Source organism: Streptomyces sp. NPDC004658, from assembly GCF_040609555.1.
Lineage (GTDB): Bacteria > Actinomycetota > Actinomycetes > Streptomycetales > Streptomycetaceae > Streptomyces.
The window spans coordinates 1-23,616 of record NZ_JBEXKG010000049.1; the positions used below are offsets into that span (position 1 = coordinate 1).

20 protein-coding genes are annotated in these 23,616 nt (G+C 72.4%); 9 read left to right on the forward strand and 11 right to left on the reverse strand.

The annotated features are described in order from the left end of the window. The coding region (hemG, locus tag ABZV94_RS18915; RefSeq protein WP_356341505.1) for a protoporphyrinogen oxidase at window positions 1–809 on the reverse strand (809 nt) is incomplete at its 3' end. Between the two features lie 158 nt (window positions 810–967). Here hemG and ABZV94_RS18920 point away from each other — a divergent pair. Together ABZV94_RS18920 and ABZV94_RS18925 are read left to right on the forward strand one after the other, a co-directional pair. Further along, entirely contained in the window at window positions 968–1,939 is a 972-nt protein-coding gene (locus tag ABZV94_RS18920) for a DUF4349 domain-containing protein (protein ID WP_356341507.1), read from the forward strand. Between the two features lie 60 nt (window positions 1,940–1,999). Beyond that, entirely contained in the window at window positions 2,000–3,400 is a 1,401-nt protein-coding gene (locus tag ABZV94_RS18925) for an FAD-dependent oxidoreductase (RefSeq protein ID WP_356341508.1), read from the forward strand. Between the two features lie 71 nt (window positions 3,401–3,471). Here ABZV94_RS18925 and ABZV94_RS18930 read toward each other — a convergent pair whose 3' ends face one another. Beyond that, the gene (locus tag ABZV94_RS18930; protein WP_356341509.1) at window positions 3,472–3,741 is read right to left on the reverse strand and encodes a hypothetical protein; all 270 of its coding nucleotides are present in this window, start codon (window positions 3,739–3,741) and stop codon (window positions 3,472–3,474) included. A 92-nt stretch (window positions 3,742–3,833) separates the two neighbouring features. Here ABZV94_RS18930 and ABZV94_RS18935 point away from each other — a divergent pair, with 92 nt between their 5' ends. Then, on the forward strand, window positions 3,834–4,658 hold the full coding sequence (locus ABZV94_RS18935; protein WP_356341510.1) for a rhomboid family intramembrane serine protease: 825 nt from the start codon (window positions 3,834–3,836) through the stop codon (window positions 4,656–4,658). A 13-nt stretch (window positions 4,659–4,671) separates the two neighbouring features. Here the strand turns inward: ABZV94_RS18935 and hemE are convergent, their stop codons facing one another. Next, window positions 4,672–5,730: a uroporphyrinogen decarboxylase gene (hemE, locus tag ABZV94_RS18940; RefSeq protein ID WP_356341512.1), complete on the reverse strand. Its 1,059-nt coding sequence runs from the start codon at window positions 5,728–5,730 to the stop codon at window positions 4,672–4,674. Window positions 5,731–5,855: 125 nt separating this feature from the next. Here hemE and ABZV94_RS18945 point away from each other — a divergent pair, with 125 nt between their 5' ends. From ABZV94_RS18945 to ABZV94_RS18965, 5 genes are all read left to right on the forward strand, one after another. Beyond that, entirely contained in the window at window positions 5,856–6,533 is a 678-nt protein-coding gene (locus ABZV94_RS18945) for a DUF3000 domain-containing protein (protein WP_356341514.1), read from the forward strand. Between the two features lie 284 nt (window positions 6,534–6,817). Further along, entirely contained in the window at window positions 6,818–7,477 is a 660-nt protein-coding gene (locus ABZV94_RS18950; RefSeq protein WP_014675646.1) for a response regulator transcription factor, read from the forward strand. Window positions 7,478–7,623: 146 nt separating this feature from the next. Further along, window positions 7,624–8,913, forward strand: a complete 1,290-nt coding sequence (locus ABZV94_RS18955) for a ribonuclease D (protein WP_356341516.1) — start codon at window positions 7,624–7,626, stop codon at window positions 8,911–8,913. 499 nt (window positions 8,914–9,412) lie between these two features. Then, a complete protein-coding gene (locus tag ABZV94_RS18960; RefSeq protein WP_356341517.1) occupies window positions 9,413–10,630 on the forward strand; it encodes an acetyl-CoA C-acyltransferase in 1,218 nt (405 codons plus the stop codon). Then, window positions 10,627–12,756, forward strand: coding sequence for a 3-hydroxyacyl-CoA dehydrogenase NAD-binding domain-containing protein (locus ABZV94_RS18965; RefSeq protein ID WP_356341518.1), 2,130 nt, complete (start codon window positions 10,627–10,629; stop codon window positions 12,754–12,756). Before ABZV94_RS18960 ends, ABZV94_RS18965 begins: the two co-directional genes overlap by 4 nt. Before the next feature lie 80 nt (window positions 12,757–12,836). Here the strand turns inward: ABZV94_RS18965 and ABZV94_RS18970 are convergent, their stop codons facing one another. Both ABZV94_RS18970 and ABZV94_RS18975 read right to left on the reverse strand, forming a co-directional pair. Beyond that, window positions 12,837–13,229, reverse strand: coding sequence for a hypothetical protein (locus tag ABZV94_RS18970; RefSeq protein ID WP_356341547.1), 393 nt, complete (start codon window positions 13,227–13,229; stop codon window positions 12,837–12,839). Window positions 13,230–13,239: 10 nt separating this feature from the next. Beyond that, on the reverse strand, window positions 13,240–14,256 hold the full coding sequence (locus ABZV94_RS18975; RefSeq protein ID WP_356341519.1) for a hypothetical protein: 1,017 nt from the start codon (window positions 14,254–14,256) through the stop codon (window positions 13,240–13,242). A gap of 109 nt (window positions 14,257–14,365) precedes the next feature. Here ABZV94_RS18975 and ABZV94_RS18980 point away from each other — a divergent pair, with 109 nt between their 5' ends. Beyond that, complete coding sequence (locus tag ABZV94_RS18980; protein WP_356341521.1) at window positions 14,366–14,761, forward strand: NTP pyrophosphohydrolase; 396 nt, start codon at window positions 14,366–14,368, stop codon at window positions 14,759–14,761. Between the two features lie 110 nt (window positions 14,762–14,871). Here the strand turns inward: ABZV94_RS18980 and ABZV94_RS18985 are convergent, their stop codons facing one another. The 6 genes from ABZV94_RS18985 to ABZV94_RS19010 all read right to left on the reverse strand — a co-directional run bounded on the left by ABZV94_RS18985 (window position 14,872) and on the right by ABZV94_RS19010 (window position 23,519). After that, window positions 14,872–16,326: a glycosyltransferase family 39 protein gene (locus ABZV94_RS18985; protein ID WP_356341522.1), complete on the reverse strand. Its 1,455-nt coding sequence runs from the start codon at window positions 16,324–16,326 to the stop codon at window positions 14,872–14,874. A gap of 72 nt (window positions 16,327–16,398) precedes the next feature. Further along, window positions 16,399–17,919 carry an amino acid permease gene (locus ABZV94_RS18990; protein ID WP_356341524.1) on the reverse strand — a complete coding sequence of 507 codons (1,521 nt, stop codon included), beginning with the start codon at window positions 17,917–17,919 and terminating at the stop codon, window positions 16,399–16,401. A gap of 138 nt (window positions 17,920–18,057) precedes the next feature. Next, complete coding sequence (gene dxs, locus ABZV94_RS18995) at window positions 18,058–19,986, reverse strand: 1-deoxy-D-xylulose-5-phosphate synthase (protein WP_356341525.1); 1,929 nt, start codon at window positions 19,984–19,986, stop codon at window positions 18,058–18,060. A gap of 192 nt (window positions 19,987–20,178) precedes the next feature. Further along, the gene (locus tag ABZV94_RS19000) at window positions 20,179–21,459 is read right to left on the reverse strand and encodes a sugar ABC transporter permease (RefSeq protein WP_356341526.1); all 1,281 of its coding nucleotides are present in this window, start codon (window positions 21,457–21,459) and stop codon (window positions 20,179–20,181) included. After that, on the reverse strand, window positions 21,456–22,247 hold the full coding sequence (locus ABZV94_RS19005; RefSeq protein WP_171151880.1) for an ATP-binding cassette domain-containing protein: 792 nt from the start codon (window positions 22,245–22,247) through the stop codon (window positions 21,456–21,458). The genes ABZV94_RS19000 and ABZV94_RS19005 overlap by 4 nt, the downstream gene beginning before the upstream one ends. Before the next feature lie 198 nt (window positions 22,248–22,445). Beyond that, window positions 22,446–23,519: a sugar ABC transporter substrate-binding protein gene (locus tag ABZV94_RS19010; protein WP_356341528.1), complete on the reverse strand. Its 1,074-nt coding sequence runs from the start codon at window positions 23,517–23,519 to the stop codon at window positions 22,446–22,448. Window positions 23,520–23,616 lie beyond the last annotated feature (97 nt).

A 23,616-nucleotide genomic window follows, 5' to 3' on the forward strand; every position in this document is an offset into this window, starting at 1 on the left:
GCGGTGATCCGCCAGCCGCCGGCCGCCTCCCGACGCAGTGCGCGCGCGGGCGTGCCGGTCAGGATCTCGCCGCCCCGGGCGCGCACCGAGTCGGCGACGGCGAGCGGCAGCCGCCCGATCCCGCCGGCGATGCCCATGAAGACCGGCCCGGTCTGCCGCTGTGCGGCGGCCTTGGCCTGGATCTCGCGGACGCCCTCCGTGAGGGAGGCGTGGGTGCGGGCGGCCTGGAAGAGCTGGGGGACGGCGGAGCGCATGGAGATGCGGTAGGCGTCGCCCGCGTACACCCCGCCGAGCAGGGGTTCTACGAGCCGGTCGACGACCTCGCGGCCGAGCCGGGCCGCCACGTACTCCCCCACGGCCACGTCGTCGCCGATCTCGGTCGGGGGCAGGTCGGCGTCGCGCTCGATACGGGCCAGGCCCTCGTCGGAGAGGACGCCGGACAGGGCGGCGGCGGTGCCGGGCACGCCCATCACATGGCCCTTGGGCATGGGCCGCAGGGCGCCCCGGGTCCAGATCGAGGCGGTGGCGGTGGCGGGCGGCTGGAGCAGCTCGCCCAGCCCCGCCTCGCGCGCGAGGGTCACCGCTTCCGGGCGGCGGGCGAGCATGGACTCGGCACCCAGGTCGACCCGCACGCCGGCGATCTCGCCGGGCAGCAGCTTGCCGCCGACCCGGTCCCCGGCCTCCAGCACGGTCACCCGCGCTCCGCGCCCCAGCAGCCGGTGCGCGGCGGCCAGCCCGGCGATGCCGGCCCCGATGACGACGACGTGTCCCGGGCCCACGCCCGGCGCGCTGTTACCCGTGGTGCTCATGCCCCCACTCTCTCAGACCCCGCCGGCACTCCCGCCGGGAGGCGGTGGCCGGGACGAGTCCGGACCGTGACCGCATCGGAACCGCCGCCGCCGAACGTTCCCGGCCGGCCCGCCGTCGAAGGACCGTCACAGCCCACAGCCCTCGGGGGGTACCGCTCATGCGCACACCACACACCGCACGCCGCCGGGTCCTGGCCGGGGTCCTGCTCGCCGCCTCCCTCGCGCTCGCCGGGTGTGGCGGCGCCGACGACATGGGGGGCTCCTCGAAGGCCGCCTCGGACAGCCGGGCCGAGGCGGCCGGCGCCCCCGGCGGCACGGCGGAGAACGGCAAGGCCGGCGACGGCACGGCCGCGCGCGGGACGCCGAAGCTCACCCCGGACGCGATCATCCGCACCGCGTCCCTCACCGTCGAGGTCAAGGACGTGCCGAGGGCCCTGGCGGCGGCCCGGACGACCGTGGAGGACGCGGGCGGTTACGTGGGCGCCGAGACGACGAGCCGGGACACCGACGGGCACGAGCGGACCCGGGTCGTGCTGCGCGTGCCCTCCGAGAAGTACGACGAGGTCCTCACCGGCCTCCAGGGCGCGGGCCGGGTGGTCGACCGCACGGCCAAGGCGGTCGACGTCACCGACCAGGTCGTGGACGTCGACAGCCGGGTGGCGTCGCAGCGGGCCAGCGTGGCCAGGATCCGCGCGCTGATGGGCCGGGCGACCAAGCTGAGCGATGTCGTCGCCCTGGAGGGCGAGCTGAGCAGCCGTCAGGCCGATCTGGAGGCGCTGCTGGCCCGGCAGGCCTCGCTGAAGGACCGGACGAGCCTGGCCACCGTCACCCTGTCGCTGTCCGAGACCCCGGTGCGGAAGGCGGACGGCTCACCGGGCTTCACGGACGCGCTGGCGGGCGGCTGGCACGCGTGCGTCGACGTGCTGCGCTGGATCGCGCTGGCGCTCGGCGCGGCCCTGCCGTTCGTGGCCCTCGCCGCGCTGCCGGCGCTGCTGTGGCTGCGGGTCGTACGGCCCCGGCTGCCGCGCCGCGCGGAGCCCGCGCCCGCGACGACCGCGCCCGGCCCGCTGCCCTCGGCCCGCCCCTCCCCGGACGCGGCCGAGGCGGCCGGGCAGGGCGACCGGGACTGAGCCGGACGGGGTCGGGAGGGCGGCCGGGACGGAAGCGACCGCGCCCCGTAGCGTGTTCCCATGAGCATGAGCGGCGGGCGGGGCAGTGGCGGCAGGGAACGGCTGGTCGTGATCGGCGGCGATGCCGCGGGCATGTCCGCGGCGTCGCAGGCGCGGCGGCTGAAGGGCCCCGGGGAGCTGGAGATCGTGGCCTTCGAGCGCGGCCACTTCACCTCCTTCTCCGCGTGCGGCATCCCGTACTGGGTGGGCGGCGAGGTCCCCGAGCGGGACCGGCTCATCGCCCGGACGCCCGAGGAGCACCGGGCGCGCGGGATCGATCTGCGCCTGCGCACCGAGGTCACGGAGATCGACGTGCCGGGACAGCGGGTACGCGCGCGTGACGTCGATTCCGGCGCGGAGTCCTGGACGCCGTACGACCGGCTCGTCATCGCCACCGGAGCCCGCCCCGTCCGCCCTGACCTGCCCGGCGTGGACGCTCCCGGTGTGCACGGCGTGCAGACCCTGGACGACGGCCAGGCGCTGCTGGACACGCTGGCCCGCACGCCCGGCCGCAGGGCGGTGGTCGTCGGGGCCGGCTACATCGGTGTCGAGATGGCCGAGGCCCTGATCAACCGGGGCTTCGAGGTGACGGTCGTCAACCGCGGCAGGGAACCGATGTCGACGCTCGACCCGGACATGGGCCGGATGGTGCACCGGGCCATGCAGGGCCTCGGCATCACCATGGTGAACAACGCGGAGGTCACCAAGATCCTCACCGGGGAGGACGGCCGGGCGCGCGCGGTGGCCACCGAGCACGCCGAGTACCCGGCCGATCTGGTGATCCTGGGGATCGGCGTCCGCCCGGAGACCGCCCTCGCCCGGGCGGCCGGCCTCCCGACCGGCGCCCACGGCGGCCTGCTCACCGACCTCGCGATGCGGGTGCGCGGGCACGAGAACATCTGGGCGGGCGGTGACTGCGTGGAGGTGCTGAACCTGGTCTCCGGGCAGGAGCAGTACGTCCCGCTCGGCACCCACGCCAACAAGCACGGCCAGGTCATCGGCACCAACGCCGGCGGCGGCTACGCCACGTTCCCCGGTGTCGTCGGGACGGCGGTCAGCAAGGTCTGCGACCTGGAGATCGCTCGGACCGGCCTGCGGGAGAAGGACGCCCGCCGGGTGGGCCTGCGCTTCGAGACGGTCACCATCGAGTCGACCAGCCGCGCCGGCTACTACCCCGGTGCCGCCCCCATGACGGTGAAGATGCTCGCCGAGTCCCGCACGGGCCGGTTGCTGGGCGTGCAGATCGTCGGCAGGGAGGGGGCGGCGAAGCGGGTCGACATCGCGGCGGTGGCGCTGACCGCGCAGATGACGGTGGAACAGATGACGGCCCTGGACCTGGGCTACGCCCCGCCGTTCTCACCGGTGTGGGACCCGGTCCTGGTGGCGGCGAGAAAGGCCGTCGCGAAGGTGCGGGCGAGCTGACCGGCCCGAGGGGCGCGGGGAACCGGGCCGTCCCGACGGCGCCGCACCCGCGCCGCACCCCCGCGGCGCGCCTACGCCGTGCCGCTGATCCGCGGCAGGGCCGAGACCGCCGCCGGCTGCTCCCCGGAGGGCTTGGCGTGCGACGCCGGCGGCCGGGTGGACCGCAGCCGGTAGCTCACCGCCTCGTCCAGCGTCACGGGCCGCTGCATCTGCGAGGCGAGCCGGCCCGCCTCCTGGCCGAGCCGTGCGACGTCCTCCCAGGGGAGCCGTACGACCAGAGAGATCTCCGCCTCCCCGTCGGGCAGAGCGTGCATCGCCGAAACCTGCGGAGCGTTCGTCATCGCCTGTTCCTCACGTCGGTTGAGGAGGGATACGCACGCGCACCCGGCCGTGTTCACCGATTCGTACGCCCGATCGCGGGCACTACTCCTGTGTGGTCATCCCCGTCCATGACGTGAACCCGGTACGCCGCACCCCCTGGGTGACGTACGCCCTCATCGCCGCCAATGTGCTGGTGTTCGTCACGACGCCCGGCATAGCCGGTTCCGTGGCCGGCAGCAGCGAACTGGCGCAGCTGTGCCACCTCCAGGCCTTCATGGACCAGTACGCGGCGGTCCCCCGTGAGCTGATCCACCATCAGATGCCCCGGCTGGTCCCGACCGGGGCCGTCGGCGTGGGCCCGGGCGGCCCCGGCTGCGTCGTCGGGCCGCCCGCCTACGACAAGTCCCCGCCGCTGTCGGTCTTCACGGCGATGTTCCTGCACGGCGGCTGGCTGCACCTGCTGGGCAACATGCTCTTCCTGCTGATCTTCGGCAACAACGTCGAGGACCGGATGGGCCACATCCGCTACTTCCTCTTCTACGTCGTGTGCGGCTACGCGGCCGGCTACGGCTTCGCGCTGCTCAACGACACCTCCTCCGACCCCCTGATCGGCGCGTCCGGCGCGATCGCCGGCGTGCTCGGCGCCTATCTGGTGCTGTACCCGAGGGCCAGGGTGTGGGTCCTGGTGCCGTTCCTGGTCTTCCTGCCGCTCAGGCTGCCCGCCTGGCTGGTGCTGGGCTTCTGGTTCGGGCTCCAGGCGGTGTACTCGTCCGGGCACGGGGTGTCCGGCGCCGGGACGGTGGCGTACGCGGCGCACGTGGTCGGCTTCGTGGCGGGCATGCTGCTGGCCTGGCCGCTCAAGCCCGGCACGCCGTCCCCGCCGGAGCCGCCCGGCCTGCTGTTCGGCAGGCGGGCGCGGCCCCACTACACCTGGTGAGCCGGCCGGCGGCTCAGCGCGCGGTGGCGGTGTGGACGTACTCCACGAGCCGGGTCAGCGCGTCCGGGTCGGTGTTCGGCATGACGCCGTGGCCGAGGTTGAAGACGTGGCCCTCCAGGCCGGCGGCGGCGTCGAGGACCTCGCGGGCCTTGGCCGCGACGGTGTCCTTGTCGGTGAACAGCACGGTCGGGTCCAGGTTGCCCTGGAGCGCCTTGCCGGGGCCGACGCGGCGGGCGGCCTCGTCCAGCGGGACGCGCCAGTCGACGCCGACGACGTCCGCGCCGGCCTCGCCCATCAGCTTCAGCAGCTCACCGGTGCCGACGCCGAAGTGGATGCGCGGCACGCCGTACCCGGCGACCGCGTCGAAGACCTTCGCGGAGGCCGGCATGACCGACGTCCGGTAGTCGGCGGGGGCGAGGGCGCCGGCCCAGGAGTCGAAGAGCTGGACGGCGCTCGCGCCCGCCTCGATCTGGACCTTCAGGAAGGCGGCCGTGATGTCGGCGAGCCGGTCCAGCAGGTCGGCCCACAGCCCGGGGTCGCCGTACATCATCGCCTTGGCGTTCTCGTACGTGCGCGAGGGGCCGCCCTCGACCAGGTAGCTCGCGAGGGTGAAAGGCGCGCCCGCGAATCCGATCAGCGGGGTGGCGCCCAGCTCGCGGGTGAGCATGCCGATGGCCTCGGTGACGTAGGGGACGTCCTCCGGGGTGAGGTCGCGCAGCCGGGCCAGGTCGGCGCGGGTGCGGATCGGCTGTGCGACGACCGGGCCGACGCCCGGCTTGATGTCGAGGTCGAGGCCGATGGCCTTGAGCGGGACGACGATGTCGCTGAAGAAGATCGCCGCGTCCACGTCGTGCCGGCGCACGGGCTGGAGCGTGATCTCGGTGACCAGCTCGGGCCGCATGCAGGACTCCAGCATGGGAACACCCTCGCGCACCTTGCGGTACTCCGGCAGGGAGCGGCCGGCCTGGCGCATGAACCACACCGGGGTGTGCGGCACGGGTTCGCGCCTGCACGCCTTGAGGAAGGCGCTGTCGTACGTCGCTGTCGGCTGCGGGGTGTCATTGGCGGTCACGAGGCAAGTTTCGCATGCCGTCGGACAGCCGCCCGGCCGGTGCCCCGCCTGCCGGGCGCAGCCGCGTGGGCCGCAGGGGGTGTCTTGCCCTGCACGACGCCCCGGTTCCCCTTACTCTTCCCCGCATGGCTGCGGCTCACGGACGAATGTCGGACAGCGCTGACGGAACGGGCGACGTGAAGGACACCGAGGAGGCGGACGGGCACCCCGGTGCCTCGGGTCCGCCGGCTTTCCGCACCGCGGTCGAGGCCCTGCGCGGCAGCCGGCTGCGGCCGCAGGTCGAGGTGGAGCCGACGCCCGCCCCGCAGCGGCTCGCCCCCTACGCGTACGCGCTGGAGGCGGTGGTGGTCGACGGCGAGCAGGAGCTGGCCGACGGGCGGCTGGTGCTGCTGCACGACCCGGCCGGGCACGACGCCTGGCGGGGCACGTTCCGGCTGGTGACGCTGGTGCGCGCGGAGCTGGAGCCGGAGATGGCGGCCGATCCGCTGCTGCCGGAGGTGTGCTGGTCGTGGCTGACCGGGGCGCTGGCGGCGCGCGGACTGGGCTACGGCGAGCCGAGCGGCACGATCACCCGTGCCAGCTCGCACTACTTCGGCGGGCTGGCCGAGCGGCCGGCCGCCTCTCAGATCGAGATCCGTGCCTCCTGGACGCCCCGCGAGGGCCTGGGCGGTGTGCCGGACACCGCCGCCCACCTGTCCTCCTGGTGCGATCTGCTGGCGCAGGTCGCGGGCCTGCCGCCGGCCGGGCCGGGCGACGCGTCGGTGGTGACCCTGCCGCAGCGCAGGGGGCCGCAGTCCAGGTGACCGCGCCCGGCTGACGCGGTCACGCCGGTCGCCGCATGACCCCTCGTTGACCGTCTCTTTGTCGATACGGCCATTTTCCGTACTCGAATCGTCTCCGCTCGAACCGACTTGATCTTCGGATGATCGATCGCGTGTCCGAATTGCACAGATTGTTACTCACTAGATCGTGATCATTCTCTAAAGGCGGACGAGTTTGCTGCCGAAGACGACTGTGACCTTGAAAGCACGGTTCGTCCCGGCTTCATCCCCACAAGCCGGCCCCGTCCCCCCACCCAGGAGGCCTGGTGTCCGTTCTCCTCGAGCAACCCGCAAGCCTGGTCGCCTACCGCCCGAACAAGCCGACCGCCATGGTGGTCGTGGCCGACCCCCGCGTCCGCTCCACCGTCACCCGCCACCTGTGGGCGCTCGGCGTGCGCGATGTCATCGAGGCCTCGTCCATCGCGGAGGCTCGTCCCCGCATCGGCAACCCCCGCGACATCTGCGTCGCCGACGTCCACCTTCCCGACGGCTCCGGCCTGACCCTGCTGTCCGAGACCCGCGCCGCGGGCTGGCCCAACGGACTCGCGCTCTCCGCCGCCGACGACATCGGCGCGGTCCGCAACGCGCTGGCCGGCGGGGTCAAGGGCTACGTCGTCACCGGCACGCGCACCAACATCGGGCTCCCCGCCCGGCCCGGCGCCGCTCCCCTCGGCGCCGCCGCCCGTATGCACCGCCGCCCCCCGGGCGCCCCGAGCCACCCGGGCGGCTACCGGGAGCTGTCCGGACGCGAGGTCGAGGTGCTCCGGCTGGTCGCGGAGGGCCAGTCGAACAAGGCGATCGGCGTCTCCATGGGCCTGTCCGCCCTCACCGTGAAGAGCCACCTGGCCCGCATCGCGCGCAAGCTGGGGACGGGCGACCGGGCCGGCATGGTGGCCGTGGCCCTGCGCACCGGAATCATCCACTGAGCCCGCCGGACGCCCCCTTCGGCGGATCCGGCATTCACTCATGTGAACCAGCCCTTGCCCCGAGCTGACTGGTTTACGCCCCTCTCGCGCCCGTCGACGGAACGTTCCGTCGACGGGCGCGGTCCACACACGGATACCCTTGACAGGTGACCGACGCCCAAGACACCGCAGCAGACAGTTCCCTGCGCTCCACCGGAGGCACCCCTCCGGACGACGCAGGTTCTTCTGTGATGGGGGCGCCGACTCCTTTGCTCGAACCGCGCGAGGGCATTCCGCCCGTGATCGCCGACGAGGCGGCCCTCGACCGGGTGATCGCCGCCTTCGCCGCCGGCACCGGCCCGGTCGCCGTGGACGCCGAGCGCGCCTCCGGCTACCGCTACGGGCAGCGCGCCTACCTGGTGCAGCTGCGCCGGCAGGGCGCCGGGACCGCGCTGATCGACCCCGTCGCCTGCCCCGACCTGTCCGGCCTCGGCGAGGCCCTGTCCGGCGTCGAGTGGGTGCTGCACGCGGCCACGCAGGACCTGCCCTGCCTGCGCGAGATAGGCATGGTCCCGACCAGCCTGTTCGACACCGAGCTGGCCGGCCGGCTCGCGGGCTTCCCCCGGGTCGGTCTCGGCGCCATGGTGGAGGGCGTCCTCGGCTACGTCCTGGAGAAGGGCCACTCCGCCGTCGACTGGTCGACCCGCCCGCTGCCCGAGCCGTGGCTGCGGTACGCGGCGCTCGACGTCGAACTGCTCGTCGACCTGCGGGACGCCCTGGAGAAGGAGCTGGACCGGCAGGGCAAGCTGGAGTGGGCACTCCAGGAGTTCGACGCGATCGCGTCCGCGCCGCCGGCCGAGCCCAGGAAGGACCCCTGGCGCCGCACCTCCGGGATGCACAAGGTGCGCCGGCGCCGGCAGCTCGCGGTCGTGCGCGAGCTGTGGCAGACGCGGGACCGGATCGCGCAGCGCCGGGACGTGTCACCGGGGAAGGTGCTGAGCGACACGGCCATCGTCGAGGCGGCGCTGGCGCTGCCGGGCAACGTACACGTCCTCGCCGGGCTGAACGGGTTCGGGCACCGGATGGGGCGGCGGCAGCTGGAGCAGTGGCAGGCCGCCGTGGACCGGGCCAAGGCCCTTCCCGACAGTGCGCTGCCGCAGCCGGGGCAGCCGGTGACGGGGCCTCCGCCGCCGCGCGCCTGGGCCGACAAGGATCCGGCCGCCGCGGCCCGGCTGTCCGCCGCCCGGGCCGGGGTGACCGCGCTGGCCGAGCGGCTGAACATGCCGCAGGAGAACGTGATCTCTCCGGACACGGTGCGGCGGATCTGCTGGGAGCCGCCGGCGTCTCCCGACGAGGAGTCCGTGGGCGCCGCGCTGGCCGGGTACGGCGCGCGCCCCTGGCAGATCGAGCTGGTCACGCCGGTGCTGGTGGACGCGCTGTCGGCCAAGGGTGCGTGAGACGTCGCCCCGGCGCCCGGTCACCAGGACCGTGCCCGCGGAGATGATCTCCCCGTCGGCGTCCCCGGGACCGCGGAAGCGGGAAAGGGACGTCGAGATCACGCCAAGATCCTGAGGTCCGGCGGCGGGGCGGGCCCATCCACGGCTCGCTCCCGGCCGACCCGCGCGCCGGCGGCCCCCGGGCGCCGGCCGGGGCGTGGCAGGCGGCGACCGGTTTGCCCTTCGGACGCGGAGGCGCGGGCTACGGGGTAGCGCGCCCTGGCTGCGCCGCCCGACTCGCATCCGGCACCCACGCACGCTCGACGTGCCCGGGCGGTGAAGCCGCGCATCGGCACACCCCCGCGCACCCCTTCGCGGACGCTTCGGCGCCGGTGTCTCGTGTGACCTTCGCCGCTCGCGCCTCCGGGACTGTGCAGCTACGTTACTCATAAGTAGCATGGGTCTGAGCGCGCGCTCAGCGCAACGCAGCAGTGCCATCCCGCACAGGAGGAGAGCCATCGTGCCTCGTACCGTCAGGGACGTCGTCTTCGTCGACGGCGTCCGTACCCCGTTCGGCAAGGCGGGCCCGAAGGGCATCTACCACGAGACCCGCGCCGACGACCTCGTCGTGAAGGCGATCCGGGAGCTGCTGCGCCGCAACCCCGGTCTGGACCCGAAGAAGATCGACGAGGTCGCCATCGCGGCGACCACCCAGATCGGCGACCAGGGGCTGACCCTGGGCCGTACCGCCGGCATCCTCGCGGGTCTGCCGCAGTCCGTGCCCGGTTACTCCATCGACCGCATGTGCGCCGGCGCCCTGACCGCGGTGACGACGACCGCCGGTTCGATCGCCTTCGGCGCCTACGACGCCGTCATCGCCGGTGGCGTCGAGCACATGGGCCGCCACCCCATGGGCGAGGGCGTCGACCCGAACCCGCGGTTCGTGAGCGAGAAGCTGGTGGACGAGTCGGCCCTGTTCATGGGCATGACCGCGGAGAACCTGCACGACCGCTACCCGCAGATCACCAAGCTGCGCGCCGACGAGTACGCGGTGCGCTCGCAGGAGAAGGCCGCCAAGGCGTACGCCAACGGCAAGATCCAGCAGGACCTGGTGCCGATCTCGGTGCGCCGGACCAACCCCGAGGGCGGCGAGACGGGCTGGGGCCTGGTCACCGCCGACGAGCCGATGCGCCCGGGGACCACCCTGGAGAGCCTGGCGAACCTCAAGACGCCGTTCCGCGTGCACGGCCGGGTCACCGCCGGCAACGCGGCCGGTCTGAACGACGGCGCCACCGCGTCGATCATCGCGAGCGAGGACTTCGCCCGCGAGAACGGCCTGCCGGTCAAGATGCGCCTGGTGTCGTACGCCTTCGCGGGCGTCGAGCCGGAGGTCATGGGCTACGGCCCGATCCCGGCCACGGAGAAGGCCCTCGCCAAGGCGGGCCTGTCCATCTCCGACATCGGCCTGTTCGAGATCAACGAGGCCTTCGCCGTGCAGGTGCTGGCCTTCCTCGACCACTACGGCATCGCGGACGACGACGAGCGCGTCAACCAGTACGGCGGCGCCATCGCCTTCGGCCACCCGCTGGCCTCCTCCGGCGTCCGTCTGATGACGCAGCTGGCCCGCCAGTTCGAGGAGCAGCCGCAGGTCCGCTACGGCCTGACCACCATGTGCGTCGGCTTCGGCATGGGCGCGACGGTCATCTGGGAGAACCCGCACTTCGAGGGGGACAAGTGAGCACCACCGCCGAGCTTCTGAAGCAGGCCTCGGACCTGTTCCCCGACGAGGTCGTCACCAGTGCGCACGTACGCCACTTCGATCTCCCCTTCGGCGCGGGCCGCTTCGCGCTGATCACGCTGGACAACGGCCTGGACCACACCAAGCCGACCACCTTCGGCCCCGCCTCGCTCGCGAACCTCAACACCGCGATCGACCAGGTCGAGAAGGAGGCGGCCGAGGGCGGGATCGTCGGTGTCGGCATCACCGGCAAGCCGTTCATCTTCGCCGTCGGCGCCGACCTCAAGGGCGTCGAGCTGCTCAAGGAGCACGAGCACGCGCTCGCCATCGGCAAGGGCGGCCACGAGGTCTTCAAGCGCCTGTCCAAGCTGGCCGTTCCCACCTTCGCCTACTACAACGGCGCGGCGATGGGCGGCGGTGTCGAGGTCGGTCTGCACTGCACCTACCGCACCGTCTCCAAGGCGATCCCGGCGTTCTCGCTGCCCGAGGTCTTCCTCGGCCTGGTCCCCGGCTGGGGCGGCTGCACGCTGCTGCCGAACCTGATCGGCGCCGAGAAGGCCGTCTCGGTCATCATCGAGAACTCGCTCAACCAGAACAAGCAGCTCAAGGGCCGGCAGGTCTTCGACCTCGGGATCGCCGACGCGCTCTTCGAGGGCGCCGACTTCCTGGAGCAGTCGCTGATCTGGACGGCGCAGGTCCTCAAGGGCGACGTCACGGTCGAGCGCCCGGTGATCGACCGCGGCGAGGCCTGGGACCAGGCCGTCGCCAAGGGCCGGTTCATCGCGGACTCCAAGGTGCACGGCGCGGCCCCGGCCGCCTACCGCGCCCTCGACATCATCGCCGCCGCGAAGAACGAGGACCTCCAGCAGGGCTTCGACGCCGAGGACCAGGCCCTCGCCGACCTGATCATGGGCGGTGAACTGCGCGCCGGCATCTACGCCTTCAACCTGGTGCAGAAGCGCGGCAAGCGTCCCGCCGGCGCCCCGGACAAGAACCTGGCGCGCCCGGTCACGAAGGTGGGCGTGGTCGGCGCGGGCCTCATGGCCTCGCAGCTGGCGCTCCTCTTCCTGCGCCGCCTGGAGGTGCCGGTCGTGCTGACCGACATCGACCAGGAGCGGGTCGACAAGGGGGTGGGCTACGTCCACGCCGAGATCGACAAGCTGCTCGGCAAGGGCCGGATCAACCAGGACAAGGCCAACCGCCTCAAGGCACTGGTGACCGGTGTCCTGGACAAGGCCGAGGGCTTCTCCGACGCGGACTTCGTCATCGAGGCCGTGTTCGAGGAGATCGGTGTCAAGCAGCAGGTGTTCGCGGAGGTCGAGGCGGTCGCCCCGGCGCACGCGATCCTCGCCACCAACACCTCGTCGCTGTCGGTGACGGAGATGGCCTCGAAGCTCAAGCACCCCGAGCGGGTCGTGGGCTTCCACTTCTTCAACCCGGTGGCCGTCCTCCCGCTGCTGGAGATCGTCCGCGGCGAGAAGACCGACGACGCGTCCCTCGCGACCGCGTTCGCCGTCGCCAAGAAGCTGAAGAAGACCGCGGTGCTGGTCAAGGACGCCCCGGCGTTCGTCGTGAACCGCATCCTGACCCGCTTCATGGGCGAGATCCAGAACGTCATCGACGAGGGCACCCCGGTCGAGGTCGCCGAGAAGGCCGTCGAGCCGCTCGGCCTGCCGATGTCCCCGCTGGTGCTGCTGGAGCTGGTCGGCCCCGCGATCGGTCTGCACGTCTCCGAGACGCTGCACGGCGCGTTCCCGGACCGCTTCACGGTCTCCCCGAACCTCAAGGCGGTCGTGGAGGCGGGCAAGCGCGGCTTCTACGTCTACGACAGCGGCAAGCCGGAGCTGGACCCGGAGGTCGCCGCGCTGCTCAAGCAGGGCGATGTCGTACTGACCGAGGAGCAGGTGCGGGCGCGGGTGCTGGACGCGGTGGCGCAGGAGATCGGGCTCATGCTCGACGAGGGCGTCGTCGCCGAGGCCCAGGACATCGACCTGTGCCTGATCACGGGCGCCGGCTGGCCCTTCCACCTGGGCGGCATCACGCCGTACCTGGACCGTGAGGGCGTCAGCGAGCGCGTCAACGGCAAGCGGTTCCTGGCTGCGGGCGTGGCGAGCGTCCCGGCGTGACGCCGAGCCGGTGAACGCCGGGTGCCCGCACTCCTTCTCGGGGGTGCGGGCACCCGGCGTCTTTGTGTGCCGGCCGGGGCTCAGGCCCCGGCGGCCCCGCCGTCCTCGACGTGGACGACGTGGAGATCCCTGCCGTCCCGGTCGCGGCGGGAACGCCCGAGGATGCCCACGGCCAGGTGCGAGGGGTCCTCGGAGTCCTGGAGGGCGACGAAGGTGACGACGTCCGGGTGGTGACCCGTCACCAGCCAGCCCTCGCCGTTCTCCAGTTCGAGCACGCGGAAGTCGCCCGCCGGACCACCGACGCTCACGGGCCCGTAGGCGCGCAGGATGTCGGTGGCCCGGTCGGCGAGCCCTTCCGCCGGCTCCTCCAGCACCACGCACGTGCCCTGCTCGAACAGAACCCAGGGCTTTCCGGATCCGGCGAGGAGACGCCGCCAGGCGTCGATGAGTGTCTCGGTGTCCACGACGGCCATCATGGCGCACTCAGACCTCCCGCCACGCCTCCAGGGCCAGACCCGGCTCGTCCTTGCGCCGGGTCAGCAGGAGCCGTCCGGTCGACGGGGACAACGTTGCCGCCACGACCCGGTCCTCCTCGTCCGTCGCGAGGGACACCAGGGCGTCCAGGGGGAGTTCGGGGCCCGACTCGGTCCACCAGGCGCCCGCCGACTCCAGCTCGGTGGGGTACGCGGCGAAGGCGACCCGGCGGCTCGCGGTCCGCTGGACCAGCAGGGTGCAGTCGTGGCCGTCCAGGTCGCAGCGGACCGCCGACACCGGGCCGGGGCCGGCCGCGGGCAGCAGGGTGACCGGCTTGCCGCCCGGGCGCCAGGCGCACAGGTCGCCGGAGGTGTCCGTGTAGAAGGCGGTCGTACGGTCCGGGGACGTGGCCAGGGCGCGCAGGGTGCCCGGCCGGACCGGTGCCTGAAGCGCCTCCTGGAGCACGGGCTGGGCGCCGGGCTCCTCCTGACGCCAGTACAGCAGGCCCTGCGGGACGGCCGCGTACAGCTCGACCCTGCCGGACTCCCCCGTGACCGCCGCGAGTCCGTCCTGGACCTCCTTGCCCTTCAGGTCCCGCCAGGGCTCCCAGCCGCCCTTCTCCTTCTGGGCGAGCAGGCTCACTCCGCCGCCCTTGTTGCGGACGAAGACATGGGCGCGGCCCTGCGCGTCCACCGCGACGGCGGGCGTGCCGGTGCGGTCGCCCTTCTTGTCCGGGTGGCCGATCGGGACCCAGTCCAGGGCCGCCAGGTGCGGGCGGAAGTGCGTGGAGTGCACCAGCCCGGACTCGCCCTTGACGGTGGGCCGCCAGGAGACCAGGTGGGCATAGCCGTCGGCGCCCTGGCCGACCGCCAGGACGGTGTGCAGTTTCTGTTCGCCGCTGACCTTGCGCGGGGCGGACCAGGGGCCGCGGGGGCCGCGCTCCGCCCGGCACAGGACGGCTTCGCCCGACAGCTGGTAGACACTGAGCCGGCCGTCTCGGCCGCGTAGGAGCCAGTCGCCGTTCACCGGTTCACTTTAAGCGGCGCGGGACCGGCCCCGGGGTCCGGCCCCCGGCCATGGACCGCAAGCCATGGGTCATGGGTCATAGGTTCTGGGTCATGGGACCCTGGGGTCCATGACCGACCCGCTGGACCCCGCCGCCCCTCCCCCCTCCCCTCTGCTCCTCGTGGTGGACGGCGCGAACGTCGTCGGTTCGCGGCCCGACGGCTGGTGGCGGGACCGCAAGGGGGCGGCGGAGCGGCTGCGGGACCGGCTGGCGCGCGAGGGCCTGCCGGGGCACCCGGGGCCGGTGGAGATCGTGCTGGTGGTGGAGGGCGCGGCCCGGGGCGTGGCGTCGGTGCCGGGTGTGCGGGTGGAGTCGGCGCCGGGCAGCGGCGACGACCGGATCGTGGAGCTGACCGCCGAGCACGCCGGCCGGGCCCGCCTGGTGGTGACCGCCGACCGCGAACTGCGCCGCCGCGTGACGGCCCTCGGCGCGGACGTGACCGGCCCCCGCACGGTCCTGGACTGAGCCGCGCGACCCGTTCCCGGCGCCGGGGAGGTCGGCGCCGGCCCGCCCGGAGCCGGTCCGGGCGCCCGCGCTGTCCCGCCGGTGTCCGGTCCGGGTGCCGGAGGCCACCGCTACCCCGGGGGCACCCGGGCGTACAGCACGGCGCCGTCCACCCTGGCGACCTCCGTGTAACCCGCCGTCAGCAGGCGGTGGAGGGTGGGGAGGCGGGCGGGGGCGTACGGCTTGCCGCGGGAGTCGTCGACGACCAGGGCGGGGGCGTGCGCGGTCATCTCGCGCCGGAAGACCGGCCAGGCGCCGGCGACGGCGTACTTCTCGCCGACCTGGGGGCCGTCCCGGCCGCCGCTGTAGTTGGTGAGCAGGCCCGCGGTGAGGTAGCGGGTGGCGGGGGTGCGGCCGGACAGCCAGTACGTCTCCGGGTGTATCCCCCAGACGAGGACCCGGTCGGCGGGTGCCGTGCGGTGCGCGAGGGCCGCCGCCAGCCGTTCGGCGTGCGTGAGTTCGGGGCGCGGGGCGAACAGGCCCCAGCCGACGAAGAGGGCGCAGCAGCAGGCCGAGGTGAGCACGGCGGCCGTGTGCCCGTCCCGGGGCAGGACGTGCAGCGCGGCGGTGGCCAGCAGGGCGAGCGGCGGGGTCAGCTGCAGGTAGTAGTGGCCGAAGAAGTGGCAGCCGAGGGCCACGGCGACCGCCGAGGAGGCCAGCCACAGCCACAGCCACGCCTCGGCCGCTCCGGCGCGGACGCACCGCAGGGCCCGCACGGCCGGCGGGAGCAGGCCCGCCGACGCCACCGCCAGGATCGCGGCGTTGGTCAGCGCGCGGGCCAGGACGTGGAGTTCGGAGCCGGTGACGGAGGCGTAGGCGGCGGAGCCGGTCACCGTCCAGAACAGGAAGCCCGCCGGGTCCGTGGCCAGGGCCGTGGCGAGCACGGGTGCGGCGCATCCGGCCGCGAGCCGCGGCAGGCCCGCGCGGGTGCCGCCCCGCTGGTGCAGCAGCCAGGCCACCGGCAGCAGCACCGCGCCGCCGGTCTGCTTGGTGAGGAACGCGGCGGCGACGGCGGCCCCGGCGGCGCCCCAGCGCCCGCGGTCGGCGCACCACAGGGCGGCGGCCGTCCAGGGCAGCATGAACACCTCGAAGGTGGCGGCCTGCGCGTCCTCGGGGTTGAGTCCGACGGAGACCAGCAGGTACAGCACCCCGGCGGTGCGGCCGGCGCGCTCGCCCCAGTGGCGGCGGGCCAGGGAGGCCAGCAGCGCGGCGGTGAGGAGCTGGGCGAGGACGGCGAGCACCCGCAGCGGGGTCAGGGAGCCGGAGCCGCAGAGCGCGAAGGCGGCCTGGTAGAGCCAGGGCAGCAGGGGCGGCTTGCGGTCCACGACGGTGTCGTACAGCTCTCCGCCCTGGGCGAGCAGTCGTGCCTGTACGGCGAGGAAGCCCTCGTCCGGGTTCCACAGCGGCCGGCGGAAGGAGGGGATCCGGGTGACGCAGGCCAGGACGGCCAGGAGGGGCAGCAGCCGCGCCCAGTACGCCGTCCGGGTGACCGTGGTCCGTGCGGGGGCGAGGGGGGCGGCGAGCATGGTCCGCACGCTATCCGGCCCCGCCGTCCCAGCCGAAGCGGGACATACGGGGCCGGGGCGCGAGTGTGCGGGCTACTCGGTCGCCTTGGGCGGGCGCACGGCCTCGCCGGCCGCGGTCTCCTCGCGCCGGCCGAGGCGGCTGTGCGAGCGGCCGTAGAGGAAGTAGACGAAGAAGCCGATGACCATCCAGATGGCGAACCGGATCCAGGTCTCGGCGGGCAGGTTGAGCATCAGCCACAGCGAGGCGCACACGGACAGGATCGGGACGACCGGGACCCACGGGGTGCGGAAGGCGCGGTGCAGGTCCGGGCGGGACTTGCGCAGGATGATGACGCTGAGCGCGACGACGACGAACGCGAACAGGGTGCCGATGTTCACCAGTTCGGCGAGTTCGCTGAGGCTGGTGAAGCCCGCGACGACCGCGATGACGCCGCCGAGCAGGATGGTGGACCGGTACGGGGTGCGGAACCGCGGGTGGGTGTGCGAGAAGAAGCGGGGCAGCAGCCCGTCGCGGCTCATGGCGAAGAAGACCCGGGACTGGCCGAGCAGCAGGATCATGCACACCGTGGTCAGTCCGACGGCGGCGCCGAAGCTGATCAGGCCCGCGAACCAGGGATGCCCGGTGGCCTTGAACGCGTCGGCGAGGGGCGCCTTGACGGACAGCGCGCTGTACTTCTGCATGCCGGTGACGACGATCGACACGGCGACGTAGAGGGCGGTGCAGATGATCAGGGAGCCGAGGATGCCGCGCGGGACGTCGCGCTGCGGGTTGCGGGTCTCCTCGGCGGCGGTGGCGACGACGTCGAAGCCGATGAACGCGAAGAACACCACGGAGGCCGCGGTGAAGATGCCCATGACGCCGAAGTGCGAGGGCGCCCAGCCGAACATGAGCTGGATGAGGGGGGCCTTGAGGTTCCCGGCCGCCTCGGCGGACTGCGCCTTCGGGACGAAGGGGTCGTAGTTGCCGCCCTTCACGAAGAAGGCACCCGCGATGATCACGACGAGGACGACGGCCACCTTGATCGCGACGACCACGGAGGTGACCCGCGCGGACAGCTTCATCCCGATGACGAGGATGGCGGTGAGCAGCAGCACGAGGGCCGCGGCGAGGATGTCGAAGCCGAAGCCGGTGGCGCCGTCCCGGCCGGAGAGGGCTGCGGGCAGGTGCCAGCCCACGTTGTCGAGCAGCGAGGCTATGTAACCGGACCAGCCGACCGCGACCACCGCCGTGCCGAGCGCCAGTTCGAGGACGAGGTCCCAGCCGATGATCCAGGCGGGGAGTTCGCCGAGCGAGGCGTAGGAGAAGGTGTAGGCGGAGCCCGCCACGGGGACGGTGGAGGCGAACTCGGCGTAGCAGAGGGCGGCGAGCGCGCAGACGACACCGGCCACGACGAAGGACAGGGACACGGCGGGGCCGGCGGTGTTCTTCGCCGCCGTGCCGGTGAGGACGAAGATGCCGGTGCCGATGATGACGCCGACGCCGAACACGGTCAGGTCAAGGGCGGTCAGCGACTTCTTGAGCGAGTGTTCGGGTTCCTCGGTGTCCTGGATGGACTGCTCGACGTTCTTCGTCCGGAACAGCGCGTTGCTCACGTACCTACCTCCCACGCTTGTCGTCCTCGACATGATCGAGAGGGCCGGGATGCGTGTTCCCCGGCACAGGCAGGTTCACGCAAACGGGCCGGTTCCGCCACCGGGAGAAGCGGCGGAACCGGCCCGTGGGGGCGTTTTCTAGTCGCGCGCGGGCTCTACGGAGTCCACGGCACCGGCCGTACGGTCGAACCGCCCGTCCAGCCGGGAGACGAGCCCGGTGACCTGGCGGGCGATGTCGGGCGCGGTCAGCCCGATCTCGGCCATGACCTCGGCGCGGGAGGCGTGGTCGAGGAAGCGCGGCGGGATGCCGAAGTCGCGCAGCGGCACGTCCACGCCCGCGTCCCTGAGGGCCTGGGCGACGGCGGAGCCGACACCGCCGACGCGGCTGTTGTCCTCGACGGTGACGACGACCCGGTGCCGCTCGGCCAGCGGGGCCATGGCCTCGTCGACGGGCTTGACCCAGCGGGGGTCGACCACGGTGGTGGAGATGCCCTGCCTGTCCAGCAGCCCGGCGATCTCCAGGCACATCGGGGCCAGGGCGCCGACGGAGACCAGCAGCACGTCCGGCCGGTCGGTGCCGGGCTCCCGGAGCACGTCCATGCCCCCGATCCGCCCCACGGCGGGTACGGCGGGGCCGACGGCGCCCTTGGAGAAGCGGACCACGGTCGGCGCGTCCTCGACGGCGACGGCCTCGCGCAGCTGGGCCCGCACCTGGTCGGCGTCGCGCGGCGCGGCGAGCCGCAGTCCGGGGACGACCTGGAGGATCGACATGTCCCACATGCCGTTGTGGGAGGCGCCGTCGGTACCGGTGATGCCGGCCCGGTCGAGCACGAAGGTGACACCGCACTTGTGCAGGGCCACGTCCATGAGGACCTGGTCGAAGGCGCGGTTGAGGAAGGTGGCGTACACGGCGAAGACCGGGTGGAGCCCGGCGTACGCGAGGCCGGCGGCGGAGACGGCGCCGTGCTGCTCGGCGATCCCGACGTCGTACACCCGCTCGGGGAACCGCTTGGCGAACTTGTCGAGCCCCACGGGCTGGAGCATGGCCGCCGTGATGGCGACGACGTCCTCGCGCTCCTCGCCGAGCCGGACCATCTCCTCGCCGAAGACCGACGTCCAGTCGGCGCCGGAGGAGGCGATGGGCAGCCCGGTGTCGGGGTGGATCTTGCCGACGGCGTGGAACCGGTCGGCCTCGTCCTGGAGGGCGGGCTGGTAGCCCCGGCCCTTCTCGGTCAGGCAGTGCACGATCACCGGCCCGCCGAACCGCTTGGCCCGGGCCAGCGCCGACTCCAGCGCCTCGATGTCGTGGCCGTCGATCGGGCCGACGTACTTCAGCCCGAGGTCCTCGAACATGCCCTGCGGGGCGATGAAGTCCTTCAGCCCCTTCTTGGCGCCGTGCAGGGTCTCGTACAGCGGCTTGCCGACGACCGGGGTGCGGTCGAGGAGGTCCTTCGTCCGCGCCAGGAAGCGCTCGTAGCCGTCGGTGGTGCGCAGGGTCGCCAGATGGTTGGCGAGGCCGCCGATGGTGGGGGCGTAGGAGCGCTCGTTGTCGTTGACGACGATGACCAGCGGCCGGTCCTTGGCCTCGGCGATGTTGTTGAGCGCCTCCCAGGCCATCCCGCCTGTCAGGGCCCCGTCACCGATGACGGCGACGACATGGCTGTCCCGCCGGCGCAGCTGGTTGGCCTTGGCGATGCCGTCGGCCCAGCCGAGCACGGTGGAGGCGTGGCTGTTCTCGATGACGTCGTGCTCGGACTCGGCCTGCGAGGGGTAGCCCGACAGACCGCCCTTCATCTTCAGCTTCGAGAAGTCCTGCCGGCCGGTGAGCAGCTTGTGCACGTAGGACTGGTGGCCGGTGTCCCACAGCACCTTGTCCTTCGGGGACTCGAACACCCGGTGCAGGGCGATGGTCAGCTCCACCACACCGAGGTTGGGGCCCAGGTGCCCGCCGGTCTTGGAGACCTCCTGGACGAGGAAGGTCCGGATCTCCTCCGCCAGCTGGTCCAGCTCCTCCAGGCTGAGCCGGTCCAGATCGCGCGGTCCCCTGATGCGGGTCAGCAGCGGCACCCGTGCCTCCTTGCAGTAGAGCTGATCGAGCTGTTGCCGGGCTTGGACGAGTCTAATGTTCCGTCCGCACGCCCGACGGCCGGGCCGGGGGGCGTGACTCACGCGAACGGCTGTACCCCTGCGGCGGCCCGGACACGCCCTTGCCCGGCACCGTCGGACGGTGCCGGGCAAGGGCGTGGTGCGTCGGCGCGCTCAGGCGCGGCCGGCCGACTTCTGGGTCTTGCGGGTGATCGAGTCGATGACGACCGTGGCGAGGAGCACGCCACCGGTGATCATGTACTGGATCGGGGTGGCGATGCCCTGGAGGGCGAGGCCGTACTGGATCGACGTGATCACGAGGACACCGAGCAGCGCGTTCCAGGTGCGGCCCCGGCCACCGAAGAGGCTGGTGCCGCCGATGACGGCCGCGGCGATGACGTTCATCAGCAGGTCGCCGGAGCCGGCGCTCTGGTTGGCGGCAGCGATCTTGGAGGCCCAGAACAGACCGCCGACCGAGGCGAAGAAGCCCGCGATGGCGAAGACCGAGACGCGCACCAGGGTGACGTTGATACCGGCGCGGCGGGACGCCTCCACGCTGCCGCCGAGCGCGAAGACCTTGCGGCCGTACGCGGTGCGGCGCAGCACGAAGTCGCTGCCGACCAGGACGACCACGAACAGCAGCACCGCGAGCGGCAGGCCCTTGTACTGGTTGAACATGACCGCGACGCCGAACGCGGCGACCGCGAGCAGCGCGGTGCGCAGCACGATGTCGCTGAGCGGGCGGGACGGGATGCCCGCGAGCGCGCGGCGGCGGTTGCCGAGGAAGGCCGACAGGAAGTATCCGGCGACCGCGACGAAGGCCAGGAGGTAGGCGGCGGCCACGTCCGAGAAGTAGTACGTGGTGAGCTTGCCGACCACACCGTCGCCGTCGATGTTGATCGTGCCGTTCGAGCCCAGGATCTGGAGCATGAAGCCGTTCCAGAACAGCAGGCCGGCCAGGGTCACCGCGAACGCGGGCGCGCCGATCCGGGCGAAGAAGAAGCCGTGCACGGCACCGATGACCGCGCCGGCCGCGAGGGCGGCGAGGACGGCGAGCCACTCGTTGACGCCGTGGGTGACGCTCATCACGGCGGTGATCGCCGAGGAGACACCGGAGACGGAGCCGACGGACAGGTCGATCTCGCCGAGCAGCAGCACGAAGATGATGCCGACCGACATCATGCCGGTGGCCACCATGGCGACGAAGATGTTGTTGAGGTTCTCCGCGCCGAGGAAGGCGGAGTTCAGGCTCTGGAAGATCGCGCAGATGGCGATGAGGCCGATCACGACCGGCAGGGCGCCGAGGTCGCCGGCACGCATCTTGCGCTTGAACTCGGTGACGTAGCCCGCGAAGCCCTGTTCGCGCACGAGCAGGCGGGGGTCGACGGCGGGGGCGGCGTCGGCGGCGACGGCCGGCGTGTCGACGGGCTCGGCCTGGGTCTTGTCGATGCTCACTTCTGAGCCTCCGCGGTGGTGCGCGCCGCACGACGGGTCACGGCGTTGTCCGTGGCGCCGGTGATGGCGGAGATGATCTCTTCCTGCGAGGTGGTCTTGACCTCGAACACGCCGTTGTTGCGACCGAGCCGCAGGACGGCGACCTTGTCGGCGACGGCCTTCACGTCGGCCATGTTGTGGCTGATGAGGATGACCGCGAGGCCCCGCTCGCGCAGCCGCTCGACGAGGTCGAGGACCTGGGCGGTCTGCTCGACGCCGAGGGCGGCGGTCGGCTCGTCGAGGATGACCAGCTTGGGCTCGCCGAGCATGGAGCGGGCGATGGCCACGACCTGGCGCTGACCGCCGGAGAGCGACGCGATCGGGATGCGCACGCTGGGGATGCGGATGGAGAGCGTCTGGAGCAGCTCGCGCGAGCGGCGCTCCATCTCGACCTCGTCCAGGACACCGCGGCGCTTGATCTCACGGCCGAGGAACAGGTTGCCGACGACGTCGATGTTGTCGCACAGGGCGAGGTCCTGGTAGACCGTCGCGATGCCCAGGTTCTGGGCGTCGTGCGGCCGGTTGACCGTGACGGGGCGGCCCTCCCACTCGATGACACCGTCATCGATGGGATGCACACCCGCGATCGTCTTGACGAGGGTGGACTTGCCGGCGCCGTTGTCGCCGACGAGGGCAACCACCTCTCCGGCGTGGACCTCAAGCTCTACGTCGGTGAGCGCCTGAACGGCACCGAATCGCTTGGAGACCCCGCGCAACGCCAGCACGGGCGTAGCGGACACGTGAACCATCTCCTTCGCCGCCCGAGCTGACCCCGGCGGGAGGTTGAACATGAAGAGTGAGGGGCGTTCCGTCCGGCGCCCCGCCGTTGTGCTGCGGGGCTGTCGGCGGCGGGGCGCCGGACGTGCCGGCACGGGGCGCGCGGACAGTGGGCGCGCGCCTCCCGTGCAGGCCGGTGGGACCGCCGCCGAGGCGGCCCCCTGGGGGTGTTACTTCAGGCCGATCTTGTCGCAGGCGGCCTTGTACTTGGCCGTGCAGATCTCGTTGACCGTGTAGTAACCCTGCTTGATGACCGTGTCCTTGATGTTGTCCTTCGTCAGCGAGACTACCGGGACGATGACGGCCGGGATGCCCTTCTCGGTGCCGCTGTCGACGGTGCTGGCACCGAGCGAGCTGTCGACCTTGCCGGTCTTGGCGATCGAGACGGCCATCTTGGCGACGGTCTCGGCCTCCTGCGGGTAGGACTTGAAGACACTCATGTACTGCTCGCCCGCCACGATGCGCTGCACGCCCGCGAGCTCGGCGTCCTGGCCGGTGACCGGGGGAAGCTTCTTGATGCCCGCGCCCTTGAGCGCGGTGATGATGCCGCCCGCCATGCCGTCGTTGGCGGAGTAGACGCCGACGATCTTGTCCTTGCCGAGGGCGGAGATGGCGCCCTCCATGTTGGCGTTGGCGTTCTCCGGCTTCCACTCCTTGGTGTCGTACTCCTTGCCGATGTTCACCTTGCCGTCGAGGACGTCGTGCGCGCCCTTCTTGAACTGCGCGGCGTTCGGGTCGGTCACGGAGCCGTTCATCATGACGACCTTGCCGGACTTGGCCTTGCTGCCCAGGGCCTTCAGCAGGGCCTCACCCTGCGTCTTGCCGACCTCGACGTTGTCGAACGAGGTGTAGGCGGAGATGGGGCCCTCGGCGAGGCGGTCGTAGGCGACGACCGGGATGCCCGCGTCCTTGGCCTTCTTGACGCCCTGGGCGACCGCCTTGTAGTCGACCGCGTCGAGGATCAGCACGTCGACCTTCTTGGTGATCATCGTGTCGATCTGCTGCGACTGGAGCGTCGCGTCCTGCTTGGCGTTGAGGTAGTCGACCTTGCCCTTGCCGTTGGTCAGATCCTTGATCTGCTTCTCGATGATGGGCTTGTCGAACTTCTCGTAGCGGGCGGTCTGGTTCTCCGGCAGGAGCAGACCGACGGTGATGTCGTCACCCTTGTGGGTGGTCGTCTTCCCGCTGTCACCGTTGCCGCCGGACTCCTTCGCGCTGCCGCAGGCGGCGAGCGAGACGGTCATTGCGGTGGCACAGAAAGCAAAGGCAGCACGACGCATGCGCTTGTTCACTCTTCAAACCTCCCTGACGAGGCCGCGTCGTTGCGGCCGAGGTGGCTGG

What these genes read in the sequence shown, in the direction of transcription:
- ABZV94_RS18930 (WP_356341509.1), bottom strand. Translation starts at nt 3,741, where the DNA reads ATGACGAACGCTCCGCAGGTTTCGGCGATGCACGCTCTGCCCGACGGG.
- ABZV94_RS18980 (WP_356341521.1), top strand. Translation starts at nt 14,366, where the DNA reads ATGACCGACCCGCTGGACCCCGCCGCCCCTCCCCCCTCCCCTCTGCTC.
- ABZV94_RS19005 (WP_171151880.1), bottom strand. Translation starts at nt 22,247, where the DNA reads ATGGTTCACGTGTCCGCTACGCCCGTGCTGGCGTTGCGCGGGGTCTCC.
- ABZV94_RS18925 (WP_356341508.1), top strand. Translation starts at nt 2,000, where the DNA reads ATGAGCATGAGCGGCGGGCGGGGCAGTGGCGGCAGGGAACGGCTGGTC.
- ABZV94_RS18970 (WP_356341547.1), bottom strand. Translation starts at nt 13,229, where the DNA reads ATGGCCGTCGTGGACACCGAGACACTCATCGACGCCTGGCGGCGTCTC.
- ABZV94_RS19010 (WP_356341528.1), bottom strand. Translation starts at nt 23,519, where the DNA reads ATGACCGTCTCGCTCGCCGCCTGCGGCAGCGCGAAGGAGTCCGGCGGC.
- ABZV94_RS18985 (WP_356341522.1), bottom strand. Translation starts at nt 16,326, where the DNA reads ATGCTCGCCGCCCCCCTCGCCCCCGCACGGACCACGGTCACCCGGACG.
- ABZV94_RS18945 (WP_356341514.1), top strand. Translation starts at nt 5,856, where the DNA reads ATGGCTGCGGCTCACGGACGAATGTCGGACAGCGCTGACGGAACGGGC.
- ABZV94_RS18920 (WP_356341507.1), top strand. Translation starts at nt 968, where the DNA reads ATGCGCACACCACACACCGCACGCCGCCGGGTCCTGGCCGGGGTCCTG.